Origin of the sequence: Qipengyuania aquimaris, assembly GCF_020171965.1 — a bacterium.
Lineage (GTDB): Bacteria > Pseudomonadota > Alphaproteobacteria > Sphingomonadales > Sphingomonadaceae > Qipengyuania > Qipengyuania aquimaris_A.
This window is the reverse complement of record NZ_JAIUZK010000001.1, coordinates 1,481,464-1,506,704: the sequence shown is the minus strand read 5'-3', so window position 1 is coordinate 1,506,704 and position 25,241 is coordinate 1,481,464. Positions and strand designations below refer to the sequence as shown.

The window sequence follows — 25,241 nt, the reverse complement described above, 5'->3', positions numbered from 1 at the left end:
TAAAAAGCATCCGAGGAGAAACCGATGAAAGTGCCCCACAAGGCGCATGTCGCAATCGTAGACGGCGAAAGCTTCACGATCATGAGGAATACCGGCAAGCCGTTCGAGCCCAAGCTCGGCGACGCCTCGAAGCCGGACCTGAGCCCAAGCAATTTCAGCGCAGGAGTGCGCCACCAGGACGATATCGGCCAGCGCACCGGCGCTACCGATCTCAGTGAACTGGCCCATGGCGCAGCCGCAGCAGAATGGCTCAATGCCAAGGCGATCTCGGGAGAGATTACCGACGTGCTGGTGATTGCAGATCCCAAGACGCTGGGCGAGATGCGTCGCCATTATCACAGCGAGCTCGAAAAACGCCTCGTGGGTGAAATCAACAAGACCGTAACCGGCGAAACCACCGAGCAAATCGAGAAGGTTATTGCTGCCTCCTGATCGCAGACACCAAGCACCAGACAGCATCGAGCGCCCGCGCGACACATTCTGTCGCGCGGGCGCTTGCGTTTCCGTCCCGGCTTTCGTTAAGCAACGCCTAACCAAGGACTTGCTACACAGATGGACATGCGGATGAGGAAACTAGGCAAGATACTTGTTACGGCGGCTCTCGCAGTCGGTGCGGCCACCGGCGCGAATGCGCAAACCACCAGCTACCAGGCACAGTTCGACCAGATGCTCGGCACGCAAGAGCGCGCGCCGCAGACGTTCGAGGCAATTTACGAAAACGCGCTCGAGCAGACCATTGCGGAACTGGCCGACGGTTCGAAGGGCCGTATTGGTGTTGCCGCAGTCGATTTGTCGACCGGCAAGACGGTTTCGGTTCTGGGCGACCAGCTTTTCCCGATGGCGAGTACCAGCAAGATCGCCGTTGCAGCGACTTTTCTCGAAGGTGTCGAGAAGGGCAAGTGGAGCCTGACCAGCGAATTTCCGCTGCTGCTCCCGCGCCGCTCCGCGAAATTCTCCAGCCCGCGTGCACCGGTCTACGAAGGCCAGTACATGAAGGCGATCGACCTGATCGAAATTATGATCACCCGCTCCAGCAACCCGGCAACCGACGCGCTGCTGCGTGTCGTCGGCGGACCCGAGGCGGTCAATGACTGGATGCGCAGGCAGGGTATCGATGAATTCAGCATCGATCGGGACATCGCCACCCTCGTGCGCGACGACGGCGAATACGATCCGGCCCAGCATATCGATCCGCGCGATGCAGCGACCCCCAAGGCGATGCTCGAACTCCTGACCGGCCTCTACCAGGGCAAGTACCTGTCAGCGGAAAGCCGCCGCGTGCTGCTGGGTGCGATGAGCCGTACGCGCACGGGCAAGCGCCGTATTCCGGCCCTCATGCCCGCCAGCGTGAAGGTTAGCCACAAGACCGGTTCGCTGAATAACACTTCGAGCGACGTCGGTATTCTCGAAACCCCCGATGGCCGGGCTGTGGCGGTCGCCATCTATGTGACGGGCCAGGGCTCGCGCCTCAACCGCGAGGCCAAGATCGCCCAGATCGCCCGTGCTTTGCACGATGGGTATTCTGCCCAGAACGGCCAACGCAAGCGTGTATGGACCAACGCGGAACACAACGGCGGTTGAGCCCCTCGTTTGCATCGAAAACCGGGCGGACACGAAAAAGGGCGGCGCCTTGCGGCACCGCCCTTCTTGTTTCGTCGGTTAACCGGCGAAGCGTGCTGGATTAGTCAGCAGCAGCTTCAGCTTCGGTTTCGCCTTCGACTTCAGCTTCGACTTCAGCAGCAGCTGCGTCAGCTTCAGCAGCAACTTCTTCACCAGCTGCTTCCATGGATTCGCCAGCGGCTTCCATGTTTGCTTCTGCGTCTGCAGCAGCCGATTCAGCGGTGTCAGCAGCTGCGTCTTCGGTAGCTTCCGAGCAAGCAGCGAGCGAGAGAGCAGCAGCCGAAGCGGCAGCAACAAGAGCGATCTTACGCATAAAGATAATTCCTTAAACAGCGAGTTTATGGGCCGGGGAGCCAGTAATCCGTCCCCCGACGCAAGGCCCGAATTCGGGCCTCACAGTGTCTAAATAATGGCGGGATTGTGGCACTGCAAGCAAATTCGCCACATTCATGCCCGATTTGCCATCCATTTGCCGGAATTCCGCCATTTCACGGCCACATTTTTTCGCGTGCTTTGCGCTCCCCAAAGTGCCGACTCGCTGCTAGTCACACTTGCGATGGCCGATAAAAACCACCTCTATCTTGTCGACGGATCCGCCTACATATTCAGGGCGTACCACCGCTTGCCTCCCCTGACCGATCCAGAAGGCACCCCGGTAGGTGCAGTTTACGGCTACACGACCATGCTGTGGAAGCTGGCCGAAGATCTCGACAAGGCGGACGGCCCCACCCACCTTGCAGTGGTGCTCGACAAGTCGAGTCATTCCTTCCGCAACGAAATTTACGACCAGTACAAGGCCAACCGGCCCGATCCGCCGGAAGACCTTGTCCCCCAGTTCCCGCTGATCCGCGACGCGACCCGCGCATTCTCGTTGCCCTGCATCGAAGAACCCGATGTCGAGGCGGACGACATGATCGCTTCCTATGCCCGCGCCGCGCAGGCCCAAGGGTGGGACGTCACTATCGTTTCGTCGGACAAGGACCTCATGCAATTGGTCGGCGAAGAGAACGGCGCGCGGATCGACATGCTCGATACGATGAAGAACGCCCGCATCTATATCGAGGAAGTCGAGGAAAAGTTCGGCGTTCGCCCCGAGAAGGTCGGCGATGTCCTCGCATTGATGGGGGACTCGGTCGACAACATCCCTGGCATCTTCGGGGTCGGCCCCAAGACCGCAAGCAAGTTGATCGCCGAACACGGCGACCTGACGTCCGCGCTCGATGCTGCCGAAGACATGAAGAAGAGCAAGCTCAAGGAACGCCTGATCGAGCATCGCGAGGATGCCGAACTCAGCCGCGTGCTTGTGACGCTCAAGGAAGACTGCGGTCTTCCGGTCGAGCTTGACGACATGAAGCTGGATGGCGTGCCGAGCGAGCCGCTTGCCGCTTTCCTCGAAAAGCACGGCTTCACCAGCCTCTTGCGCCGCCTCGAAGCGGGCAGCGGGAGCCCGGGCAAGTCGAATGATCTCAATCCCGCCAAGCAGGAAACTGCCGGAGCCGCGTCGGCGCCCGAAGGTTCCGTCCAGCCGCTGCCCGAAATGCCTGCTGTCGACCGGTCGGCCTATGAGTGCGTGCAGACGCTCGACCGGCTCGAGGACTGGATCGACCGCGCCCAGAAAGCTCGCCTGCTGGCAGTCGATACCGAGACCAGCGCGCTGGACAGCATGGCCGCCGATCTCGTCGGCATCAGCCTTGCGATCGGCCCGAACGAGGCGTGCTATATCCCGCTCGCCCATGGCGGATCCGATATGTTTGCCGAGAAGCCCGACCAGATCGGTCTCGACGAAGCGCTGGACGCGCTGCGACCCCTGCTCGCTTCGGATGCGGTCATCAAGGTCCTGCACAACGGCAAATACGACCTCAACGTCCTTTCGCGATACGACGTTGCCGTATCGCCGGTCGAAGATACCATGGTCATCAGCTTCGATCTCGATGCCGGTCGCGGGCTCGACGGGATCGGCGGTGGTCACGGCATGGACGAATTGGCGGATCGCCACCTTTCGCACACCTGCCTCACCTTCAAGGAGATCTGCGGCACGGGCAAGAAAGCGATCCCCTTCGGCGAGGTCCCGCTCGACAAGGCGACCGAATATGCGGCCGAAGATGCCGATGTAACGTGGCGCCTCTACCAGCACCTCAAGCGCCGCCTCCCACAGGAGGGCGGCACGGCGATTTACGAGCGGGTCGATCGCCCGCTGGTACCGGTCGTCGCACGCATGGAACAGCGTGGTATCAAGGTAGACCGCGCGCGGCTCGCCGGACTGTCGCAGGAATTTGCGACCGAAACAGGGCGACTGGAAGGCGAAATCCACGAGCTTGCGGGCAAGGAGTTTACCGTCGGCAGTCCCAAGCAACTGGGCGACGTGCTCTTCGATGCGCTTGGATACAAGGGGGGCAAGAAGGGCAAGAGCGGCCAGTATTCGACCGATCAGTCCGTGCTGGAGCGGCTGTCGGGCGAAGGCGCCAAGATTGCGGACAAGGTCCTCGAATGGCGGCAGCTCACCAAGCTCAAGTCGACCTACACCGATGCTCTTCAGGAAGCGATCAATCCGAAGACCGGCCGCGTCCATACCAGCTATAGCCTGGTCGGCGCGCAGACGGGGCGCCTGTCATCGACCGATCCGAACCTGCAGAACATCCCCATCCGCACCGCAATTGGCCGCCAGATCCGCGAAGCTTTCGTTGCCGAGGAAGGCAACGTCCTCCTCGCCGCCGACTATTCGCAGATCGAACTTCGCCTCGCTGCACACATGGCCGATGTCGGACCGCTCAAGGATGCCTTCGCCAATGGCGAAGACATCCACGCCCGCACCGCAACCGAGATGTTCGGCGAAGTGACGCGCGACACCCGCGCACGGGCAAAGACGATCAATTTTGCGATCCTTTACGGTATCTCGCGCTGGGGGCTGGCTGGCCGCCTCGGCGTCGAACCCGACGAAGCGCAGGACATGATCGAAACCTATTTCCAGCGTTTCCCGGGCATCCAGCGTTACATCATGGAAACGCTCGAGACGGTACGGGAGCGTGGATATTCAGAAACGCTTTTCGGGCGGAAGACGTGGTTTCCCCGGATCGGCTCAAAGAACCAGGCGGAACGGCAAGGAAGCGAGCGCGCGGCCATCAACGCTCCGATCCAGGGGACCAGCGCGGATATCATCAAGCGCGCGATGATCCGCATGGAAGATGCCTTGGCCGACGCGGGATTGGAGAAGGTCAAAATGCTGCTCCAGGTGCATGACGAACTCGTCTTCGAATTGCCTGAAGGCGATGTCGCCAAGGCGTCAGAAGTGATCGAAGAAGTCATGTCCGGCGCGGCGCGGCCAGCCGTTACGCTCGACGTTCCTCTCGGTGTCGAAATCGGCACCGGCAAGAGCTGGGACGCAGCACATTGAAGGATTTCGCCGCCCTAGTGCGCCGCGGACAGCGCTGGCCCAATGCGGTCCTTTCGCTGATCATTTTCGGCGCGATGTTCGCCCTGATTTTCCTCGTCTACCAGACGCTGGAAGGTGAGCGCCGCGAACGCGAGCAATCCCGCCTGACGGCCGATGTCCTGGCCGAATTACAGGAAGTGGAATATGCCGCACTCAATGCCGAAACCGGCCAGCGCGGCTATCTGATCACATTGGATCGGCGTTACCTCTCGTCCTACCAGCAGGGTAGCGAACAGATCGAACCTTCACTGAGGCGCCTGCGCGACCTGCTGGGCGATGAGACCACGGTTCGCCAGGCAGAACTGCTCGACCAGATCGATTCTCTTGCAAGGGCGAAGTTCTCCGAAATGGAAGAATCGGTCATGCTGATCGAGGATGGACGCCTCCTCGACGCGCGGCGTGCGGTGCTCTCCGACGAAGGCCAGGAAGCGATGGAGCGCCTGCGCAGGGCAGTCGACGAAATGCGCGTGATCGAGCGGCAGATACTGGCGCGACAAGCCGCCGACACAGCCCGCCTCGAAGCGCGCATCCTACCTCTGCTTGGCGGCCTCATCATCCTGATTCTCGTGGCGATCCTGCTCGGCGCGAGGCTCGTTTCCCGAGCAGCGCGCGCCGAGGCCGAGGCGGCGCAGGCGGCGGCAGTGGGCGAGGCGCGCGACCGCGCCGACCTGCTCGCTCGCGAACTCAATCACCGCGTGAAAAACCTGTTCGCGGTGGTGCTTGCCATCGTGCAGATGAGTGCACGCGACAAACCGGAAGCAAAGCCCGTGACGGACAGTATTGCCGAGCGTATCCGCGCGCTGCTGACCGCGCACGAGGTAAGCCAGGGTGCGCTGGACACCCAATTGGCGTCCCTGGAAGAGCTGATCGACACTTCGCTGGCGCCCTACAGGTCATCGACCCAGAAAGCGAACATCGATGGGCCGGAGGTCCTGCTGCCTGCCAAACGGATCACTCCGCTTGGCCTCGTTTTCCATGAGCTGACGACGAACGCGGTCAAATACGGCGCCTGGGCCCATGGTGGAACGATCGACGTCAGCTGGACCCGCAAGAATGACCGGATCAAACTCGTCTGGCGTGAGACTGGCGTACCCCTCGACGGTGAACCGGACCGCAAAGGTTTCGGCAGCCTGCTGATGAACAGTGCCGCGCGTCAATTCGGCGGCACGGTGGAGCGCGATTTCACCAAGGACGGCCTGATTGTCACCATCGACTTGCCGGTCGAACAGGGCGCGACTTCGCTTGCAAGCAATCCGGAGGCCCCCTAGTTGCTCTCTCGCATGCTCGAACGTTACGATCCGCGAAACTGGCCCATTTCGTACGAGGGCCTCCTCCACACGGGTATTGTTCTGACGGCGGCGGTCGTGCTGGCACTGGTCCTGCACTATCTTGTCTTCGCCGCGCTACGCAGGTTCACCAAGACTTCGGACAGCCAGATCGACGACGTTATCGTCGAACGCGTGCGCAAGCCGCTGCGGTGGGCGATAATCGGCTTTGCCATCTCCATTGCCGCGGAAAACGATCATCTCGTCGGCGATGGTTGGGACGTCTTCAGCTCGTTCCTGACGCCTTTCGTGCTTGGCTGGGTGGCCTATTCGCTGGTGAAGGGTTTTGCAGCCGGGTATTCACGACAGGTCGAACTGACCGGCGACGAGGTCGCCACGCGTTCCCTGCGCACCCGCATTTCGATCCTGTCGCGCACCGCGACCTTCGCGATCGTCATCATCACCATATCGCTGGTCATGCTGAGCATTCCCGGCGTCGCAAAAGTCGGCACAACCCTGCTCGCATCGGCCGGACTTGCAGCGCTCGCGATCGGTGCCGCGGCACAGCCGGCGTTGAAATCGCTTATCTCCGGCCTGCAGATGGCGCTGACACAGCCCCTGCGTATCGGCGACCTCGTTAAGGTCGAAGGCCAGGCGGGCCGTGTCGAGGAAATCCGCATGAGTTTCGTCACCGTGCGCACATGGGACGAACGGGTGCTGGTGGTGCCCACCTCCGTATTCCTCGAGAATGCATTCGAAAACTGGTCACGCGTGAGCGAGAAGCTGACCGGTCCCGTGATGCTGCATCTCGATCCGGCGACCAAGGTCGAGCCGATCCGCGAAGAATTCGAACGCTTCGTGAAGGCTCATCCGCTTTGGGATGGACGCAATGTCGCCCTGTTGATGACGGAAGCCTATCCCGAAAGCATCGAACTACGTCTCTCGATGAGCGCAGAGACGATCGGGGACCTGTTCAACCTGCGCTGCGCCACTCGCGAACACATGGTGGAATGGCTACGCGAAAACCAGCCGGGCGCGCTTATCCGGCACCGCCTTGAAGTAGAAGCGGCGAACCAGCGGGTGATGGGCGGCTGAACGACGCCCACCACCGCGTGGCTCAGTGCTTCTGGTCGCGTGTACTTTCGACCATGCCTTCGTGAATGAAGCCGATCGGCTGCACCTCCGCCGCCCGCTTCTTCAGTTCGCCCCGCATCTTGCGATATTCCGCTTCCATCTTGGAAGTTACGGTGGCGCGGCTGTCTTTCAGGGCTTCGGCAAAATCGGCGGCCGTTACTTCCTGCACATCGCCGCCCGCCCGCTGGAGCGCGTTGAGACCGGCACGGCGAACCACGTCTTCGAGGTCAGCTCCGGTGAAGCGCTCCGTCTTACCAGCAACATCGGTCAGGGAGACGTCCTCCGCTAGCGGCATGTTGGCCGTATGGATGCCCAGGATCTGCTCGCGCCCCGGCTTGTCGGGCGTGCCGACGTAGACCAATTCGTCGAAACGACCGGGCCGCAGCAGGGCGGGGTCAACCAGCGTCGGCCGGTTGGTGGCCCCGATGACGACGACCGACTGGAGTTCTTCCAGCCCGTCCATTTCGGCAAGAATGGTGTTCACCACGCGGCCCGTGACCTGCGGTTCGCCCTGCCCACTTCCGCGCGCGGGGACGAGGCTGTCGATCTCGTCGATAAAAATCACGCAGGGTGCGACCGCACGTGCGCGCTTGAACATGCGGGCAATCTGTTGCTCGCTCTCGCCATACCATTTCGACAGCAGGTCCGAACTCTTCATTGAGATGAAATTGGCTTTCGCCTCTTTCGCCACGGCTTTGGCGAGGAGGGTCTTGCCGGTGCCGGGAGGACCATAGAGCAGGAAGCCCTTGGCTGGCCTGATCCCGAGGCGACGGAAAGCGTCGGGATTTCTCATCGGCAATTCGATGCCTTCCTTCAGCTTCTCGATTGCGTCGCCGACGCCGCCGATATCGCTCCACCCCACATTGGGCATCTGGACCATGACTTCGCGCATTGCCGAGGGCTGGATGCGTTTGAGGGCTTCGAGAAAGTCCTCGCGCGTCACGCATAGCTCGTCGAGGACTTCCGGCGGGATAGTCCGCTCGTCGAGGTCGATCTTGGGCATGATGCGGCGGACGGCATCGATGGCCGCTTCGCGTGCGAGCGCGGCGATGTCCGCCCCGACAAATCCGTATGTCGCCTTGGCCAGCTCCTGCAGATCGACCCGATCGCCGAGCGGCATACCGCGCGTGTGGATGCCGAGGATCTCGCGGCGCCCTTGCTCGTCAGGGACACCGATCACGATTTCGCGGTCGAAGCGACCCGGCCGCCGCAGCGCTTCGTCGATCGCGTCGGGCCGGTTGGTTGCGGCAATCACCACGAGGTTCGAGCGCGCTTCCAGTCCGTCCATCAGCGTGAGGAGCTGGGCAACAAGGCGCTTCTCCGCCTCACCCGGCACGCGGTCGCGTTTCGGCGCGATGGAGTCGATCTCGTCGATGAAGACGATGGCAGGCGCCGACTTGGTGGCCTCTTCGAAAACCTGGCGGAGCGCCTTTTCGCTTTCGCCATAGCCCGAGCCCATGATTTCCGGCCCGTTGATGGTGAAGAAATTCGCATCGCTTTCATTGGCGACGGCCTGCGCAAGGCGGGTCTTGCCGGTCCCGGGCGGGCCGTGGAGCAGCACGCCCTTGGGCGGATCGACACCGAGGCGGGTAAAGAGTTCGGGATAGCGTAGGGGCAGTTCGACCATTTCGCGCAATTGCTGGATGGTCTCGCCCATGCCGCCGACATCATCGTAATTGATGATCGCGCGGGCATCGCGCGGTTCTTCGAATTCAGCGCGCAGTTCCACCTCGGTATTCTCGTCGATATGGACGATGCCCTTGGGGATGGTCGAGACGACCGACAGCCTGATCTGGGTCAGCGCATAGGCTGGCGCGTTGAACATGCGGCGCACTTCCTGCGGCATGTTCTGCACCGGCTGCTGTCCGGTCGTGGCGACGAGGTCACCGGCCATGATGGGCTTCTGGAAAAAGTTGCGCTTCAGTGCCTGAGCCGGCCCCTGAAGGCGCATCTCGCGGTTGGCCGGAGCGAAGATGACCCGTGTCGCGGGCCGCGATTCCGCAGCGACCACTTTGACATGCTCGCCCGAACCGACTTCCGCGTTGCCGCGCTGGAGGCCATCGAGGCGGATCACGTCGAGCGACTGGTCCTCGTCATAAGCAGCCATCGCAATCGCGACGGTGTCGCGCTTGCCGGTGATCTGCACGGTGTCGCCTTCGGTGATGCCGAGAGCCTGGAAAGCGGAGCGCGGCATGCGCGCGATACCCTGGCCGCTTTCTTCCTGGCGTGCTGCGGCGACCTGAAGTCTTACCGTCTTCTCATCCACCGCAGTCGCTGCATCGGCATCGGCCATCCGGATACTCTCCCTTGCATCAATTCGATTTCGTCATGCCAGAAATGGGCACAGGACACGAAACTGCAATGAGCGAAGTGCCCGAGGGGTCCGAAAAGGGACCTACTGCAGGCAAGAAAAAACCCGGCTGGTATTCCGAGGAATGACCAACCGGGTCTGAAAGTCTTGGGAGAGGATGCCTGAAAGGCAGACCTGCATATGCTCTCGTTCCACGATTTGTGCAAATGCGAAAAGAACAAGGTTTGTTGCGCAAGACGCAACTGACAGGCGGCAACCCGCATTAAAATTCTTTCTTTTCAGCAGTATGCACACTTCGCGCCGGTCTGGCCCTTTATTGCACTGCAGCATTGCGTTGGCGATCCGGCAGAGCGGAATACCACGACGTGACACTGTCGGATGAAGCGGTTAGATGGCGATGCATGAAGAAACTCTACCCAGACGCCGCCTCGGCCCTCGACGGGCTTCTCAAGGACGACATGTTGATTGCCAGCGGCGGTTTCGGCCTATGCGGCATACCCGAGCGCCTGCTCGAGGCGATCCGCGAAAGCGGCGTGAAGGGTCTGACTTTCGCCAGCAACAATGCCGGGATCGACAATGAAGGCATCGGCATGTTGCTGCGCACGCAGCAGGTGAAGAAAATGATCTCGTCCTACGTGGGAGAGAACAAGGAATTCGAGCGTCAATTCCTTTCCGGCGAACTGGAGGTCGAGTTCTGCCCCCAGGGAACCCTGGCAGAGCGCATGCGCGCAGGCGGCGCTGGCATCCCGGGTTTCTACACCAAGACAGGCGTCGGGACGCAGGTTGCCGAGGGCAAGGAAGTAAAGAATTTCGACGGCGAGGATTACATCCTTGAACGCGGGATCTTCGCCGATCTCGCCATCGTCAAGGCATGGAAGGCGGACGAAACGGGCAACCTCGTTTTCCGCAAGACCGCGCGCAATTTCAACCTGCCCGCAGCGACCTGCGGCAAGACCTGCGTGGTCGAGGTCGAAGAGATCGTACCGACCGGCAGCCTCGATCCCGACTGCATCCACTTGCCGGGCGTCTACGTCCAGCGGATGATCGTGGGGGCCCCCTACGACAAGAAGATCGAATTCGTGACGACGCGTGAGAGGGCCGAAGCATGATGCGCACAATCATGACCTCGATTGCGGCGGTTGCGCTGACCGGTTGCGCCACCACCCCCGCTCCGCAAGCGCCGGTCGCCTCGGCCGATGCGCCCGATACGATGCAATGGCTTTATGGCTCCGGTGAAGCAGCTGGTGCCTCAATCCAGGCGTGGCGCAATATCGCCGACTACGCGATCGCCCGCTCGCGTGAGCGCCGCATCCCGCAGTCGGTCACCATGGGCATCGGCGGCGAGATCGCAGGACCGGCAAGCTGTGCGCTCGGCGAAAGCTGGAAGCCGCTGGCAGTCGTTTTCGACGTCGACGAGACCGTCATCCTGAACCAGGGATACGAATACTGGACGACCGTCACTGGCAATTCCTTTTCCAAGGAAAGCTGGGAAAAATGGGAGAAGACGGGCGCCAGCTACGTCCGCCCCGTCCCCGGCGCGGTCACCGGCATCCGCCGCCTTCGCGAAGCGGGCATCACCCCGGTCTTCAACACCAATCGTGAATTCAGCCCCGAAGGTGCCGCACGCGCGATCGCGGCCGCAGGTCTTGGCGAGGCAGTCCACCGCGATACGCTGTTCCTGCGCGGCGACGACGGCGTGAACAGCGGTGACAAGGATGGGCGCCGCGCCCTCATCGCGGAGCGCTATTGCGTTGTGGCACTGGCCGGGGACAATCTCGGCGACTTCGCCGACGTCTTCAACGACGATGCGCGTACCCCGCTCGAGCGCCGCGAACTGGCTGCCCGTGGCGACCTCGCGCAACTGTGGGGCAATGGCTGGTTCGTCCTGCCTAATCCCGTCTACGGATATTCGCTGAAAGGCACGGTGGAGCAGGTCTTCCCCGAGGGCACCCGCTGGTCGCCCGAAACCGCACCCGCCGACGCCCCTGCGATCATGAATGAAGGCAATTGATATGAGCGAGACAGCAGAAAAGATCGGCTGGGACCGCGACCAGATGGCTGCCCGCGCAGCGCAGGAGCTGGAAGACGGCTATTACGTGAACCTCGGCATCGGCATTCCGACTCTGGTGGCGAACCACATTCCCGATGGCATGCATGTCACCCTGCAGAGCGAGAACGGGATGCTCGGCATCGGGCCCTTCCCCTATGCTGGCGAGGAAGACGCCGACCTCATCAACGCCGGCAAGCAGACCATCAGCGAATTGCCGCACAGCGCCTATTTCGACAGCGCGGCCAGCTTTGCGATGATCCGCGGCGGCCATATCGACCTGACCGTTCTTGGCGCGATGGAAGTGGCCGAGAACGGAGATATCGCCAACTGGATGATCCCCGGCAAGATGATCAAGGGCATGGGCGGCGCGATGGATCTCGTCGCTGGCGTGAAGAAGATCATCGTGGTCATGGATCACAACAGCAAGGCGGGCGATCCCAAGTTCATCCCGGAATGCACCTTGCCGCTGACCGGCCAGAACGTGGTCGACATGATCATTACCAACCTGGGCGTGTTCAAGCGGTCCGACCATGAGAGCCCGTTCCGCCTGATCGAACTGGCCCCGGGCGTGAGCGAAGAAGACATCGCCGCCAAGACGACCGCCCATTACGAGGTCGCCCTGGGCTGACGCCGCCATGGCCGACTGGCTCGACGATCCACGCAACGAGAACGCTCCGCTCGCGGGGTTGAAGGTGCTCGAGCTGGCGCGTGTGCTGGCGGGCCCCTGGGCGGGTCAGATTTTTGCCGATCTGGGTGCGGACGTCATCAAGGTCGAGAGTCCCGAAGGGGACAATACGCGCATCTGGGGGCCGCCCTGGATCGAGCACGGCGGCGAGAAAACAGCGGCCTATTACCATGGCTGCAATCGCGGCAAGCGCGGGATCGTGGCGAATTTCCGCGACCCGGATGACCTGGCCGCAATCAAGGCGTTGGCTGCCGGGGCGGATGTCGTGCTCGAGAATTTCAAACCCGGAGCGCTCGCCAAGTTCGGCCTCGACTATGCCTCGCTGGCCGAGGCAAACCCGGCGCTGGTCTATTGTTCGATCACGGGCTTCGGCCAGGATGGCCCGCGCCGCGATGAGCCGGGATATGATTTCGTTATCCAGGCGATGAGCGGGTTCATGTCCCTCACCGGCGAACCGGATGGCGATCCGATGAAGCACGGGGTCTCGATCAGCGATCTGGCCTGCGGGCTCTGGTCGGCCAATGCAGTGCAGTCTGCGCTGTTGATGCGGCATCGCACCGGCAAGGGCCAGTGGATCGACATGAGCCTGCTGGATTGTTCGGTCGGCCTCTTGGCAAACCAGGCGATGAGCTATTTTGCGACCGGCAAGAATCCGCCGCGCATGGGCAATGCGCATGCACAGGTCAGTGCCTATGGGGTCTTTCCGACGAAGGACGGAGCCGTCGTACTGGCTCCCGCCAACGATGTGCTCTTCCGCAAGCTGCTGGCACTACTCGACCGGCCCGACCTGCTGGAAGACACGCGTTTCGCGACCAATGAAGGGCGGGTCGCAAATCGCACAGAAATCGATGGCCTCATCGCGGGCGAGACGGCCAAGTGGTCACGCGCAGACCTGCTTGCCGCCTGTGCCGAGAAGGGCGTGCCTGCGGGCCCGATCAATACGCTCGACCAAGTGTTCGCAGATCCTCAGGTCCGGGCGCGCGGAATGCGCATTTCGCCACAAGGCGTGCCCGGCCTCCGCAGTCCCTTCTCCTTCTCGGACGCCGAGATGACGCTCGATCGTCCCTCCCCGGCAAAGGGCGAGCACAACGCCGGCTAATCCGCAGACCTTGAAACCCCTATTGACGTCTCCTGTTGTTTCTGTAATTACAGAAATCACAAAAGGAGCCGAGTCGTGGCCGAGATCATGGAAATCCCCGAAGCGCGCGCATTCATCCTGCATTGGGGTGAGATGGGCAGCGAATGGGGCGTCAACCGCTCGGTCGCGCAGATCCACGCACTGCTCTATCTGTCGGATCGCCCGCGCCATGCGGAGGATATCTGTGACAAGCTGGGCCTCGCCCGTTCGAATGTCTCGAATGGGCTGAAGGAACTGCAATCCTACCAGATCGTGCGCCGCGTCCACGTCGAGGGCGACCGGCGCGACCACTTCGTTGCCGAAAGCGATTTGTGGGACATGCTCATGAAGATCACGGCCGAGCGCAAGCGGCGCGAGATCGATCCGACGATCCAGCTACTGGGCGAGCTGTCCGAAAGCCTGGCGAAGCGGGACGACGTGCCCGAGCACCTGCGCGAACGTGTTGGCCGGATGCACGAATTTATCGGCAATCTCGCAGGCTGGTATGCCGACGTCCGGCGCCTGCCCAAATCGACCCTCATGACCTTGATGAAACTCGGCAGCCGCGTCGCGCGTCTCCTGCCGGGCGGCAAGACCAAGACCTGATCCCTAAACCAGCGAAAAGGAGCGTCATCGAAGTGCTGTAAATACCGATTTCTCAAATTTCAGAAATTAGAGGAGAAACCTCATGTACCTCGTTCCAGCATATGTCGCCTATCTCGTTATCAGCATCGGCCTCACGATCTGGGTCGCGCGCACGCTGTCGAAGAACGGAATCGTCTTTCTGAAGGAATGCTTCGGACACGACGATAATCTCGCGCATTCGACGAACCACCTGCTCGTCGTCGGCTTCTATCTCGTCAACCTGGGGTGGATCTTGCTGACGCTGCGTTTCGGCAGCGAGCCCCAAGGCGCGGCAGAGGTGCTCGAGTTTCTCTCGACGAAAATCGGCCTCGTGGTCGTTGCCCTCGGCTTCATGCACTTCTTCAACATGAACGCCGTCGCCAAGTTCGGTCGCAAGGTCGGGCAATGGCTGCGCGAAGACGACTATGGCAACCAGCGCGAACCGCAGCCCCAAGGCGTCAGGCTCGGCTGAAGCGGTTCGACTGCAAGAAAAAAGGGCGGCCTGTAGAGGGCCGCCCTTTCTCGTTTCGAATTCAGGCCAGCGCGGCCTTCAGATCGTCGATCAGGTCGGTCCGCTCCCACGGGAAGGTATCCCCGTCAGCCTGCCGCCCGAAATGCCCGTAAGCGGCGCTCTGGCGATAGATCGGCTTGTTGAGGCCCAGATGCATGCGAATGCCGCGCGGGGTCAGGCCGCCCAGCTTGTTGATCGATGCGATCGCATTTTCCAGCGCTTCGTCGGTAACGCCATCGGCACAGGTGCCGTGCGTATCGACATAGAGCGACAGCGGCTTCGACACGCCGATCGCATAGGCAAGCTGGATCGTGCAGCGACGCGCGAGGCCTGCCGCGACGATATTCTTGGCAAGGTAGCGCGCGATGTAAGCGGCGGAACGGTCGACCTTGGTCGGGTCCTTGCCACTGAAGGCGCCGCCGCCATGCGGAGCTGCGCCACCATAGGTGTCGACGATGATCTTGCGGCCGGTGAGACCCGCGTCGCCATCAGGACCACCAATTTCGAAAGCGCCGGTGGGGTTGATATGCCATTGCGTGTCGTCGGACAGCCAGCCTTCGGGCAGGATGTCGGCAACGACGCCGCGGACATAGGCCTTCAGTTCGGCTTCCTTTTCGCCCTCGTGATAGCCCTTCGCGTGCTGGGAAGAGACCACGATAGCAGTGCATTCCTTGGGAACGCCGTTTTCGTAACGCAGGGTGACCTGGCTCTTCGCGTCCGGTTCGAGGAACGGCGCCGCCCCGCTCTTGCGATCTGCAGCGAGGCGTTCAAGGATCTTGTGACTGTAGTCGAGAGTAGCCGGCATCAGGTCGGGCGTTTCGTTGCAGGCAAAGCCGAACATGATGCCCTGGTCGCCAGCGCCCTCGTCCTTGTTGCCGCTGGCATCGACGCCCTGCGCAATTTCCGAGGACTGGCCGTGAAGATGGTTTTCGAAGGTCAGCGTCTGCCAGTGGAAGCCTTCCTGCTCGTAACCGATTTCGCGCACGGTACGGCGGACAGCCTTCTCGATCTCTTCCTTTGCGCCCGGCGCCCAGCCGCCGTTCTCTGCCCATTCGGGGTTGGCTGCATCATACATCGGTGCGCAGCGGATTTCGCCCGACAGGATGACCCGCTGGGTGGTGGTCATGGTCTCGCACGCAACGCGAGCTTCCGGGTCCTTGGCCAGCATGAGGTCGACGATGGCGTCGGAGATCTGGTCGGAAACCTTGTCTGGATGGCCTTCCGAAACGCTTTCGGAAGTGAACAGGTAATCAGTGCGCATTGAGACCCCGGAAATAGAGATATAAAGAAAGCTTTATGTGTGATCCGACACGTAACGGTCTCGCACGCGCATGGCAACCAAAGAACAGGCGAAAAGAACCATTGCCCAGATAAGTGTCAGCCAGTGGCCGAAGAGCGAGAACAAGGTCGCTCCCGAAGGCGGAGGCACCATGGTGTCGATCCGGTCGGCCTCGCCCCTGCCGATATGGCTGCGCACGACGCCGCGCGCGTCGATGACGGCGCTGATCCCTGTCGTGGTGGAGCGCAGCACCGGCAGGCCTTCCTCTATCGCCCTCATCCGCGCTTGTGCGAGGTGTTGCGGCGGGCCCCAGCTTCCGAACCAGCCGTCGTTCGAGGGATTGAAGATATAGTCCGGGCGCTCTTCCCGGTCGACGACATCGCCGGAAAAGACGATTTCGTAGCAAATCTGCATGCCCGCCTTGCCGTATTGTTTCAGATCGACCGTCTGAGGCCCGGGCCCGGGAATGAAATCGATGCTGCCCGCCACCAGCCTGGTCAGGCCGAGCGGCTCCAGCAGGGCGCGCATCGGGAGGTATTCGCCATAGGGGACGAGGTGCGCCTTGGCATAGCGCGGTCCGATCAGCCCGTCGGCCGTGATTGGCGTGATCGCATTGTAGGCTCCGGTCGCCCTGCGGTATCCGTCGACCTCGCCGATTTCCAGATCGACCGCACCTGTCAGAAGTAGGCCGCCATCGCCAATCGCCTGGCCGATGCGGAAGCGGGCGAAGGCCGGATCGCCCCCCGCTGTCATCCGGTCGTAATAGCGCTGCGGATACCCCTCGCGCAAATAGTCGGGCACGCCGCTTTCGGGCCACAGGATCAGCCTCCTGTCCACTTCACGCCGCTTTTGACTGAGCGATGCTATCTGCTGGAACTGGTCCTCGAACTTGGTCGGATCGTCGATCTCTTCCTGCTTGAGATTGGGCTGTACGAGCGTGAGAGCGAGTGTTCCTTCGCGAGCGGTGCCCGCAGGCCAGAGCATGCCAAGGATGAGCAGAACGCCGACAATGCCAAGCGCCCTCCGGCGCCGTGCGGCAACCAGCCAGGCGAGCACTCCGGCAAGTGCGACCAGCAAGCCCGACAGTGCGTAGGTGCCGGTGATAGGCAGCAGGCGCGCCAGGCCGGGGCGCGTCCAATCCCCCAGGAATGCCATCGAAAATGGTCCCCAGGCATAGCCGGTGAAGACCCAGCTCTTGAACCATTCCGCAGCGATCCACAGCGCTCCGAAGGCCAGTGAGAAGACAGGTAGTTTATGCTTGGCGGAGAGCATCCAAGCGCCCCAGCTTGCCAGGGCAGGCCAGATCGCAAGGTAGAGCGAGAGGAGCGGGACGGCGAGCCAGCCGAGCCAGGCGGGCATTTCCGCCTGATAGGTGAACGCCGTCGCAATCCAGTTGTTCGTCAGGGTGAAATGCGCGACCCCGAACAGCCATCCGGCGAAGAAAGCGCCCTTGGCGCTCGTCAGTCGGTGGAGCAGCCAGACGAAACCGGCCATTCCTGCAAGCGCAAGCGGCCATAGGCCGAGCGGCGGATAGCCGAGTGCCGACACCAGCCCGAGCGAAAGCGCGCTCCAGTACGGATGCCGGTCAAGGAAGTCGGAAATGCGATCCATTGCCACGCCTGTTAACAACGGGCGCGGCAATGGCAATCGAAAGCGTCAGCCGTAATGGCCAGCCTCAGCCGACAGCGCTTTCCGCGTCGGAGTCTTCGGCCTTGCGGCGGCGGCGACGCGGTGCGGGCTTGTCGTCACCGTCATCGTCGTTCGAACCGATCGCAGGCGGCAGGGCGGCTGCGTCGATTTCGCCTTCTACGCCCTGCTCTCCCTCGATACTCTTCGGAGCCTTGCGGGGGGCGCGGCGCTTTTTCGGCTTGTCTTCGCCATCGTCGCTGCGGAACGAGTTGTCCGACCCGTTGTCGTCATCACCGGAATTGTCGCGCGACTTGCGCTGGCGGCCACCCGACTGGTCCTGGCCATCATCGCGACGCGAGCGCTGGCGACGGTTCTGGCGGCGATCATCGCCGTCGTCGTCATCATCCTCGTCATCGGAAGAATTGCCGCCGCGCTCTTCGTTGCGCTTCGCCTTGGCTTCTTCCTGTCGTGCCTTGTTGTCCGCGATCACGCGGAAATAGTGATCGGCAAACTGCAGGTAGTGTTCAGCCTGCACGCGGTCGCCATTGTGCTGGGCGTCCTGGGCAAGCTTCTTGTACTTGTCGAGCAGCTGCGGAGCGTTGCCGCGCGCGCGACTGTCGATCCGGTTCGCCGAATTGGCACCGCCCTGGTTGCGATTGCCGCGACCGCGACGACGGTTATTACGATTATTGTTCAAGGATACTCGTCCTCATCAATGGCGCGGCACGAGGCAAAGCCCGCAAGTGCCGCGAATCCCCTTGCGCACAAGACGCCTCCTGACGTCGTGCGTGCCCCTTTTCGTGCATGGTATACGGGGCCGAATGCCTCGCACCAGAACTGCAATGTCGGAGCTAGAACCGGTGGGGCGAAGTTACCCGCACACCACTGGCCTATGGCCAGATTTAGAGCCTCGAATCGCCTTTGCCAAGCCTTATCTAAGGATAAGTGCTCTCGGACGGTCAGCGAGGTCCCTGCGAAGCTCGGTTGCAAAGCCCGAGTCGTGCGCGATGGCGGAGACCTGTTCGGCCTGATTTGCACCGATTTCGAGCACTGCCGCACCGCCAGCAATAATCAGCTTGCCAAGCTGCGGGATAATCACGCGATAGTCGTCAAGCCCCTCTGCACCCGAAAACAGGGCGCTGGCGGGTTCGTAGTCGCGGACATCCGGGTCGAGCGCGGCATCGTCTTCGACATAGGGCGGATTGCAGAGGATGAGGTCGAATTGGCCCAATCCTTCCGTCCAACCGCCATCCAGCCAGCTGCGTGTCAGGAATTGTGCGCGTTCCGCAAGGCCGAGGCGCTCCCCGTTCTCTTTCGCAATCGCCGTCGCAGCCGCCGAGGCATCGATACCGACCCCGCTCGCCTCGGGCAGCTCTTCGAGCACGGCGAGCAGCAGGGCGCCCGTCCCCGTCCCCATATCGAGCACGCGCCGCGCGTCCGGCGCGGCTTCCAGCGCCGCCTCGACGATGGTCTCGCTATCACCGCGGGGAATCAGCGTGTCCGGCGTGACGCGAAATTCCAGTCCGCGAAACTCCTGCAATCCGGTGATGTAGGCCACCGGTTCACGTGCGATGCGCCTTACGACGAGACCGTCGAACGAAGGAGGTTCGTCCTCGCGCATCAGCGTGACGAGCATGCGAGAGCGCGAGACGCCCAGCGCATGCGCCATCAGCAATTCGGCATCGAGCCGCGCGGTGTCGCTGGTTGCGGACAGTCGCTCCGCCGCCTGGCGGATCGCATCGGCGACCGTCATCGCGCGCGCTTATTCATTGAGGGCGGCGAGACGCTTGGCTTCGTCTTCCGCGATCAGCGCATCGATCAGTTCGCCCAAGCCCGGCCCGGCGATGATCTGGGGCAGCTTCTGCAAGGTCAGGCCGATGCGGTGATCGGTCACGCGGCCTTGCGGGAAGTTGTAGGTGCGGATGCGTTCGGACCGGTCGCCGCTGCCGACCATGGCCTTGCGCGCTTCCGCCTCGGCACCCTGCGTCGCCTCGCGCTGGGCGTCGTAGAGGCGCGTGCGCAGGACCTGCAGCGCCTTTTCCTTGTTCTTGTGCTGGCTGCGCCCGTCCTGGCAGGTAACCACCGTTCCGGTCGGCAAGTGCGTGATACGGATAGCGCTATCGGTCGTGTTGACGTGCTGGCCGCCTGCGCCGCTGGCGCGGTAGGTGTCGATCTTGAGCTCGGTCGGGTCGATCTGCACATCGACCTCGTCGGGTTCGGGCAGGACCGCCACGGTGGCAGCCGAGGTATGGATGCGCCCGCCGCTTTCGGTCTCGGGCACGCGCTGCACCCGGTGGACCCCGCTTTCGAATTTCAGTTTCGCAAAGACGCCGGTGCCGGTGACATTGGCGACGACTTCCTTGAAGCCGCCGACTTCGGACGCGCTGAGGCTGACAGGTTCGACCTTCCAGCCTTGCTCTGCCGCGAAGCGCTCGTACATCCGGTAGAGATCGCCAGCGAACAGCGCCGCCTCGTCACCTCCCGTCCCGGCCCGGATTTCCAGCATGGCGGGCTTGTTGTCGGCACTGTCGCGCGGGAGCATGGCGATAGCGAGCTGGCGCTCGGCTTGCGGAAGGCGTTCGCGCAGCGCGGCCAGCTCCTCCTCCGCCATGGCCTTCATTTCCGGATCGGCGAGCATTTCCTCCAGCTCGGCAATCTCTGCGCGCGCCGCCTTCACTTCGGCCGCGACCTTGGCGACCGGCTCCAACTCGGCATAATCACGGCTCGCCTGGACGAACTCATCGCCCTCCAGCTGGCCCGACGCCATGCGCGCCTCGAGCTCGGCGAAGCGATTGGCGATCTGGTCAAGGCGTTCGGCGGGGACTTTCATGATCAGTCGAGCAGCTTCTCGATTGTGCCCCTGGCACCGTCATCGGCCTTGATACGCACGTGTTCGACACCGTCGCGCAGGTCGAATGCGACGATTTTGTCCGCTCCCGCTTTGACAGCCTTGTCGAAACGCTTGCGTGGGCTCCCAGTGGCCATGAGGTCGGCAGAGTGACCAGCCGCCCTGATCTTTCCAATCGCAGCAATGGCGCTCTGGATCAGTTCGTCGTTCTCGACCACCACGACCACGTCGGCATTGGGCTCATCCTTGTCGCCCACCAGCATCGCCAGCCGCTCGATCCCCGCTGCCCAGCCGACCGCAGGCGTGGGAGCGCCGCCGAGGCTTTCCATCAGCCCGTCATAGCGCCCGCCGCCGAGGATGGTGCTCTGGCTACCCAGCTTGCCGGCGGCCTCGCTGCCCTCGTCGGGAATGAATTCGAAGGCCGTGTGGCGGTAATAGTCGAGACCGCGCACGAGGCTTTCGGCGCGCTGCCATTTCACGCCCGCCGCATCGAGACCGCTGGTGACGGCTTCGAAGAAGGCCTTGGCCTCCTCGGTCAGGAAATCGTCGATCCTGGGCGCATCGGCAACGAAGCGCTGGTCGCGGCGATCCTTGCTGTCGAGGATGCGCAGCGGGTTCTTTTCCAGCCGCTCCTGCGAATCTTCGCTCAACTCGTCCTTCACGGCGCGGAAGTATTCGACCAGCGCGGCGCGCCAGGCTTCGCGGCTGTCGCCATCGCCCAGCGTGTTGAGGTGCAGCGTCACGCCCTCGATGCCGAGTTCCTTCAGCAGCTGGTCGGCCATGGCCAGCAGTTCCACGTCCGCCTGCGGTTCTGCCGCGCCGATGATCTCCGCATCGATCTGGTGGAACTGACGATAGCGCCCCTTCTGCGGCCGCTCGTAACGAAACAGGGGGCCGTGCGTCGCGACCTTGAGCGGGGCGTGCTGCTGCCAGCCGTTGGAAAGATAGGCGCGCGCGATCCCAGCGGTGAATTCCGGGCGCAGTGTCAGCGAATCGCCGCCGCGGTCCTCGAAGGAATACATTTCCTTCGACACCACATCGGTCGTCTCGCCGATGGCGCGACTGAAAACCTCGGTCTTCTCGAAGACCGGCATTTCCACGCGGCGGAAGCGATAAAGCCTGCGCACGCGTTCGAAAGTCTCGACCACGAAGGCGAAGGCTTCGGCATCGGCGCCGAAAACGTCCTGCGTTCCGCGGATAGCTTGGGGAGTTTTTGCCATGGGAGGCGCGATTAGGACTATCGTCCCCCTTCCGCAATGCTTCGCAAGCCGCTATCGGCCCCGCGAAGTCTTTCTGGGGAGAGGGGCAAGTGTCTTTTCCGCCGCGCGGCGGGACGGTGCCAGCCCGCTCCCCCACCCGGCCACCCAACGAATATAATGCCGTTGGTGGCCGGGTGGGGGAGTGGGCCGGAGCCGCAACCTTTTAGAAGAAGAGTATCCATGCGCATCGACATGATCCCCGTTGGCGACAATCCGCCCGAAAGCCTCAATGTCATCATCGAAGTGCCCACCGGCGGCGAACCGGTGAAGTACGAATTCGACAAGGAAAGCGGCGCGCTGTTCGTCGACCGCATCCTCCACACGCCGATGCGCTATCCGGCTAACTACGGCTTCGTGCCGCACACGCTCAGCCCCGATGGCGACCCGCTCGATGCGCTGGTCATCGCGCGCTCACCCTTCATCGCAGGCTGCGTCGTGCGCGCGCGTCCGATCGGCGTGCTGAACCTCGAAGACGAGCATGGCGGCGACGAAAAGCTGATCTGCGTGCCGGTCGACACCACCTTCCCGTATTATTCGGACGTGGGCGAAACCAAGGATCTGCCGAGCATCATCTTCCAGCAGATCGAGCACTTCTTCACCCACTACAAGGATCTCGAAGCCGAAAAGTGGGTTCGTGTGGGCGCTTGGGGCGATGCTGCCGAAGCGCGCAAGATCGTGAAAGAAGCGATCGAACGCTACGAAGCGGACAAGTAAGTCATTCCACAGGCCGTGAGTGGTCGAGCAGGTCCTTGTCCTGCTCGCCGCCGGTCTGGCGCCGTTCTTCCTCGACCATCTCCACGATCTCGTCGACGGGCCGCACGTCCTCGTCGGCTTCGGTGACGGTAATCGGCGGCGCCTTCTGGCTTGCCGCTTCCTGTTCTTTTTCGCGCGTTCCTTCCGCACGGTTCTCGAACGGCAGGGTGGCGGAGCGCGGATCGAAGCGCAGGCGATAGATCGGCTCGGGCAGTCCGAAGCCTGCTTCTTCTAGCGCTTCCTTCACTGCCGGGATGGCTTGGCTCTGCGCCTTCCACCAATCGGTCTCGTTCTGGTCGATCCAGCCGAGGAAACGGATCACCACGTTCGAATCGCCGACTTCGATGATACGTGCCTCGGGCGCGGGTTCGGGTAGAATGAAATCGAGCCCTTCCAGCACTTCGCGTCCAAGCTTGCGCGCGGCGCGCGCATCGTCATCCGCATCAACGCCCAATTCGAACTGGAAGCGGCGCTGCGGGTTGCGCGTGAAATTGGTGATGACCGCCTTGAACACCTGGCTGTTGGGAATGCGCAGGTGGTTGCCATCGAGCGTCATGAGGATGGTCGCGCGGCTGGTGAGGCGGATGACGCGTCCTTCGAGATCGCCGATAAGGACCCAGTCGTTGGCGCGAAAAGGTTGCCGCAGACTCAGCATGAGCGAGGCGACGTAATTCTCGATCGTGTCGCGTAGCGCAAAACCGAGAGCGAGACCGATTAGCCCTGCCCCGCCGAGCACCGCGCCGAGCAGGGCCGCCGCGCCGATCATGTCCAGCGCCACGACCAGGCCGCCGACGACGAAGACGAACCGGATCGCGCTGGCGATAAGCTCGGCAAGGAAGCTGTTCGGCGCGATCCTGTGCCACAGCGCCCCGAGGCCTGCGATCAGGTAGCCGACCAGGGCAATGCCCGCCCATACGGCAAGCGCCAGGCCGATGAGCGGCAACATGGCGAGAAATTGCGACCAGCGATCTGCCAGCGCGTTCAGGCCTTCGCCCTGCGCCGCGATCGAGACGTCACGCTCAAGGTCGTTCTCGACCGTGACGACGCCGCTTACGCGCCCGGCAATGGCCTCGGCGCGGGAGATGGCATCCTGGTCGGGCACGACTCCGGCAAGGGTCACGACGCCAGAGCTCACGCCCACTTCGACTTGTCGGAAGGCAGGAAGCTCGGCGAAGATTCCCTCGATACGCTCCGCAATGCGTTCATCCGACCCTTCATCGACGGTGGCGTCGATTTCCTGCGCCGGCGCTTCGGGCGGCGCCTCCTCGGCGGCCGGTTCTGGAGCGGATGGGAGGATCGCAAAGGCAGGCGTGGCGAATGCCAGTAAAAAGGCGGCGAGCCAGCGCATCAGTCGCCAGCCACCGTCATGCCGTCGACGCGGATTGTCGGAACGTTGATCGATTTATGCATCTCGAGGTCGTTTGCAGGCGTCATGGCGCGGAACATCTCCAGCAGATTTCCAGCAATGGTGATCTCTGCCACCGGTCCGGCGATCTCGCCATTGCGGATGCGAAAGCCGGTTGCGCCGCGGCTGTAATCGCCGGTGACCATATTGACCCCCTGCCCGAACAGGCCCGTGACATAGAGGCCATCGGCAATATCGGCCATCAGTGCTTCGGGCGTTACATCGCCGGCCTCCAGATGGCCGTTGCTGGCGCTGACGCCAGGCGAGCCGCCGCCCGAACGCGCCGCATGGCCCGTCAGGCCGAGGCCGAGCTGTCGGGCAGAGGCGACATTGCTCAGCCAGCCGAAAATCCGTCCGTTCTCAACCAAGGCGCGCGGTGTGCTGGCGACGCCTTCGCCATCGAACGGGCGCGAGCGCATGCCCCGCACCCGCAAGGGATCTTCTATGATCCGGATGTTGCTGTCGAACAATTCATCGTCTTCGCGGCCGAGCAGGAAGCTGGCCTTGCGCGCGATTGCGGGCGCGCCCATCGCGCCGATCAAATGGCCGAGCAGGCCGCCCCCGATCCGCGGATCGAACACGACCGGCATCTTGCCGCTTGGCACCGAGCCCGGCTTGACCTTGGCCACCGTCCGCTCGCCCGCTTTCGTGCCGATTTCTTCCGGCGTGAGCAGGTCAGCGTAATGACGGGCACTGCGCGAAGCATAGTCGGTCTGCATGTCGCTCCCCTCACCCGCGATGACATTGGCGGACAGCGAAAATCCGGTCCCGGAGTAGCCGCGCGCGAAGCCTTCCGAAGTGACGAGTGCAACCACCGCCTGGCCGGAGCTGGCCGAACCACCATTGCTGTTGGTAACGCCTTCGACCGCGCGCGCCGCTTCTTCGGTGGCGCGCGCTGCTTCGCGAAGGGCCGCGGGTTCGATGTGCGTATCGTCGACCAGGTCGAGATCCGGCATCTCGCCAGTGAAGAGGTCATTTTCTCCAGCCAACCCCGCATAGGGGTCCTCGGGCGCATGACGCGCCATTTCGACCGCGCGCTGGGCCAGTGCCTTCAGCCCCTCGGGTGCGAAATCGCTGGTGTGGATCGAGGCGGAGCGCTTGCCCACGAAAACGCGCAGGCCGATTTCCTCGCTCTCGGTGCGCTCGACCTCTTCCAGTTCGCCGAGGCGGACGGTCACGCTTTCCGAGGAATCCGCCCGCGCCACGGCATCCGCCGCATCCGCTCCAAGGGAGCGGGCCAGCGCCACGAGGTCGTCGCAGCGCGCCAGCGCGGTTTCGGTATCGATCATCTAGGAATAACTCCGCTGAACCCAGTTGGGGT

The 25,241-nt window shown here is 62.6% G+C and carries 22 protein-coding genes; 12 read left to right on the top strand and 10 right to left on the bottom strand.

What is annotated here, in order from left to right:
- Positions 1-24 precede the first annotated feature (24 nt).
- Entirely contained in the window at positions 25-432 is a 408-nt protein-coding gene (locus LCM24_RS07475; protein ID WP_224803406.1) for a host attachment protein, read from the top strand.
- 126 nt (positions 433-558) lie between these two features.
- Positions 559-1,581 (top strand): serine hydrolase, encoded by a 1,023-nt coding sequence (locus LCM24_RS07470; RefSeq protein WP_224803486.1) that lies wholly within the window; start codon positions 559-561, stop codon positions 1,579-1,581.
- Between the two features lie 100 nt (positions 1,582-1,681).
- Here the strand turns inward: LCM24_RS07470 and LCM24_RS07465 are convergent, their stop codons facing one another.
- Positions 1,682-1,933, bottom strand: a complete 252-nt coding sequence (locus LCM24_RS07465) for a hypothetical protein (protein ID WP_224803405.1) — start codon at positions 1,931-1,933, stop codon at positions 1,682-1,684.
- Positions 1,934-2,176: 243 nt separating this feature from the next.
- Here LCM24_RS07465 and polA point away from each other — a divergent pair, with 243 nt between their 5' ends.
- From polA to LCM24_RS07450, 3 genes are read left to right on the top strand one after another with little or no spacing between them, the layout of a single operon-like run.
- The gene (gene polA / locus LCM24_RS07460) at positions 2,177-5,011 is read left to right on the top strand and encodes a DNA polymerase I (protein WP_224803404.1); all 2,835 of its coding nucleotides are present in this window, start codon (positions 2,177-2,179) and stop codon (positions 5,009-5,011) included.
- Positions 5,008-6,318, top strand: coding sequence for a sensor histidine kinase (locus LCM24_RS07455; RefSeq protein ID WP_224803403.1), 1,311 nt, complete (start codon positions 5,008-5,010; stop codon positions 6,316-6,318). Before polA ends, LCM24_RS07455 begins: the two co-directional genes overlap by 4 nt.
- A gap of 12 nt (positions 6,319-6,330) precedes the next feature.
- A complete protein-coding gene (locus tag LCM24_RS07450; RefSeq protein ID WP_224803402.1) occupies positions 6,331-7,410 on the top strand; it encodes a mechanosensitive ion channel family protein in 1,080 nt (359 codons plus the stop codon).
- 22 nt (positions 7,411-7,432) lie between these two features.
- Here the strand turns inward: LCM24_RS07450 and LCM24_RS07445 are convergent, their stop codons facing one another.
- Entirely contained in the window at positions 7,433-9,742 is a 2,310-nt protein-coding gene (locus tag LCM24_RS07445; protein WP_224803401.1) for a CDC48 family AAA ATPase, read from the bottom strand.
- Positions 9,743-10,161: 419 nt separating this feature from the next.
- On the opposite strand from LCM24_RS07445, the gene LCM24_RS07440 reads away from it, so the two are divergent.
- The 6 genes from LCM24_RS07440 (at position 10,162) to LCM24_RS07415 (ending at position 14,708) form a co-directional block, all read left to right on the top strand.
- Positions 10,162-10,869 carry a CoA transferase subunit A gene (locus LCM24_RS07440; RefSeq protein WP_224803400.1) on the top strand — a complete coding sequence of 236 codons (708 nt, stop codon included), beginning with the start codon at positions 10,162-10,164 and terminating at the stop codon, positions 10,867-10,869.
- Positions 10,866-11,771: a 5'-nucleotidase, lipoprotein e(P4) family gene (locus LCM24_RS07435; protein WP_224803399.1), complete on the top strand. Its 906-nt coding sequence runs from the start codon at positions 10,866-10,868 to the stop codon at positions 11,769-11,771. Before LCM24_RS07440 ends, LCM24_RS07435 begins: the two co-directional genes overlap by 4 nt.
- 1 nt (position 11,772) lies before the next feature.
- The gene (locus tag LCM24_RS07430) at positions 11,773-12,438 is read left to right on the top strand and encodes a CoA transferase subunit B (RefSeq protein ID WP_224803398.1); all 666 of its coding nucleotides are present in this window, start codon (positions 11,773-11,775) and stop codon (positions 12,436-12,438) included.
- Positions 12,439-12,445: 7 nt separating this feature from the next.
- A complete protein-coding gene (locus LCM24_RS07425) occupies positions 12,446-13,594 on the top strand; it encodes a CaiB/BaiF CoA transferase family protein (RefSeq protein WP_224803397.1) in 1,149 nt (382 codons plus the stop codon).
- Positions 13,595-13,681: 87 nt separating this feature from the next.
- Positions 13,682-14,218 carry a GbsR/MarR family transcriptional regulator gene (locus LCM24_RS07420; protein ID WP_224803485.1) on the top strand — a complete coding sequence of 179 codons (537 nt, stop codon included), beginning with the start codon at positions 13,682-13,684 and terminating at the stop codon, positions 14,216-14,218.
- A gap of 82 nt (positions 14,219-14,300) precedes the next feature.
- Positions 14,301-14,708, top strand: coding sequence for a hypothetical protein (locus LCM24_RS07415; protein ID WP_224803396.1), 408 nt, complete (start codon positions 14,301-14,303; stop codon positions 14,706-14,708).
- Between the two features lie 61 nt (positions 14,709-14,769).
- On the opposite strand, the gene metK is transcribed toward LCM24_RS07415, so the two are convergent.
- The 6 genes from metK to hisS all read right to left on the bottom strand — a co-directional run bounded on the left by metK (position 14,770) and on the right by hisS (position 21,723).
- A complete protein-coding gene (gene metK, locus LCM24_RS07410; RefSeq protein ID WP_224803395.1) occupies positions 14,770-16,008 on the bottom strand; it encodes a methionine adenosyltransferase in 1,239 nt (412 codons plus the stop codon).
- A gap of 33 nt (positions 16,009-16,041) precedes the next feature.
- A complete protein-coding gene (gene lnt, locus LCM24_RS07405) occupies positions 16,042-17,637 on the bottom strand; it encodes an apolipoprotein N-acyltransferase (protein WP_224803394.1) in 1,596 nt (531 codons plus the stop codon).
- A gap of 64 nt (positions 17,638-17,701) precedes the next feature.
- On the bottom strand, positions 17,702-18,352 hold the full coding sequence (locus tag LCM24_RS07400; protein ID WP_224803393.1) for a DUF4167 domain-containing protein: 651 nt from the start codon (positions 18,350-18,352) through the stop codon (positions 17,702-17,704).
- 234 nt (positions 18,353-18,586) lie between these two features.
- Positions 18,587-19,408, bottom strand: a complete 822-nt coding sequence (gene prmC, locus LCM24_RS07395; RefSeq protein ID WP_224803392.1) for a peptide chain release factor N(5)-glutamine methyltransferase — start codon at positions 19,406-19,408, stop codon at positions 18,587-18,589.
- Between the two features lie 9 nt (positions 19,409-19,417).
- Entirely contained in the window at positions 19,418-20,485 is a 1,068-nt protein-coding gene (gene prfA / locus LCM24_RS07390) for a peptide chain release factor 1 (RefSeq protein ID WP_224803391.1), read from the bottom strand.
- A gap of 2 nt (positions 20,486-20,487) precedes the next feature.
- Positions 20,488-21,723 carry a histidine--tRNA ligase gene (gene hisS / locus LCM24_RS07385; protein ID WP_224803390.1) on the bottom strand — a complete coding sequence of 412 codons (1,236 nt, stop codon included), beginning with the start codon at positions 21,721-21,723 and terminating at the stop codon, positions 20,488-20,490.
- Between the two features lie 219 nt (positions 21,724-21,942).
- On the opposite strand from hisS, the gene ppa reads away from it, so the two are divergent.
- On the top strand, positions 21,943-22,476 hold the full coding sequence (ppa, locus tag LCM24_RS07380) for an inorganic diphosphatase (RefSeq protein ID WP_090477388.1): 534 nt from the start codon (positions 21,943-21,945) through the stop codon (positions 22,474-22,476).
- Position 22,477: 1 nt separating this feature from the next.
- Here the strand turns inward: ppa and LCM24_RS07375 are convergent, their stop codons facing one another.
- Together LCM24_RS07375 and LCM24_RS07370 are read right to left on the bottom strand one after the other, a co-directional pair.
- Positions 22,478-23,863: a mechanosensitive ion channel family protein gene (locus tag LCM24_RS07375; RefSeq protein WP_318247363.1), complete on the bottom strand. Its 1,386-nt coding sequence runs from the start codon at positions 23,861-23,863 to the stop codon at positions 22,478-22,480.
- A complete protein-coding gene (locus tag LCM24_RS07370; protein WP_224803389.1) occupies positions 23,863-25,209 on the bottom strand; it encodes a TldD/PmbA family protein in 1,347 nt (448 codons plus the stop codon). Before LCM24_RS07370 ends, LCM24_RS07375 begins: the two co-directional genes overlap by 1 nt.
- Positions 25,210-25,241 lie beyond the last annotated feature (32 nt).